The sequence below is a fragment of the bacterium genome (genome assembly GCA_024224155.1).
In the GTDB taxonomy this organism is placed as follows: domain Bacteria; phylum Acidobacteriota; class Thermoanaerobaculia; order Multivoradales; family JAHEKO01; genus CALZIK01.
Genome location: JAAENP010000429.1, coordinates 1 through 917, shown reverse-complemented (window position 1 = coordinate 917; position 917 = coordinate 1). Strand labels below are relative to the sequence as shown.

General features: G+C 65.1%; 2 protein-coding genes. Both read left to right on the top strand.

The genetic code is table 11. From position 1 onward, the window contains the following. The coding region (locus GY769_21235) for an IS21 family transposase (GenBank protein ID MCP4204443.1) at positions 1-402 on the top strand (402 nt) is incomplete at its 5' end. Further along, a partial coding sequence (locus GY769_21230; protein ID MCP4204442.1) for an ATP-binding protein occupies positions 399-917 on the top strand: 519 nt, incomplete at its 3' end. The genes GY769_21235 and GY769_21230, both read left to right, overlap by 4 nt.

The following is a 917-nucleotide window of genomic DNA, read 5'->3' as shown; positions in this document are numbered from 1 at the left end:
GTGGAACGTCTCCGGGGTCGCGGCGGTCGGCGCATCAACTACCGCCACATCATCTGGACGCTGGTCAAGAAGCCCGGAGCGTTTGCCCGCTACCGCTATCGCGAGGAGCTGTTTCCGAGCTTGATCTTTCGTCGTGGCTATGACCGCCTGCGCGAAGGCCGGGCCGAGCGTGTGGCGGATCTGGAGTACCTGCGCATTCTGCACTTGGCGGCGTCGACGATGGAGTCGGAGGTGGAAACCGCCCTGGAGCTGTTGCTCGCCGAGGCAGAGGTGCCCCTCTACGATCGCGTGCGGTCGCTGCTCGGGCAGGCGAAGCCAGAGGTCCCCGAGGTGGCGACGCCGGAGGTGGACCTGGCGATCTACGACAGCTTGCTGGAGCAGGCCGCTGAGGTGGCGTCATGACTGCGGCCGCCGGCGTCGAGATGCTGCTGCGCGAGCTGAAGCTGCCGTCGTTTGTGGCGCATTACGCCGCGCTGGCCGAGGAGGCTGAGCAGGGCGGCTGGGGGTTCCGGGACTACCTTCTGCAGCTGGCCGAGATCGAGGTCAAAGAGCGGCATGAGCGTAAGATCCTGCGCCTGCGCAAGGCCTCCCAGCTGCCAGCGGAGAAGACCCTCGATTCCCTCAAGCTCGAGCGCCTATCGGCGCGGGTACGACGTACCTTACCGACACTGTGTGAAGGTGGCTTCGTCGAACGCGCCGAGAATCTCCTCGCTTTTGGCTTACCGGGGCGTGGCAAGACGCACCTGGTGTGCGCCATCGGCCACGAGCTCGTCAACCGTGGCTACAAGGTGCTGTTCACACCGGCCTACCGACTCGTCCAACGTCTGCTCGCCGCCAAACGAGAGCTCATGCTGCCGCTGGAGATGCGCCGACTCGATCGTATCGACGCGATCATCGTCGACGACATCGGCTACATC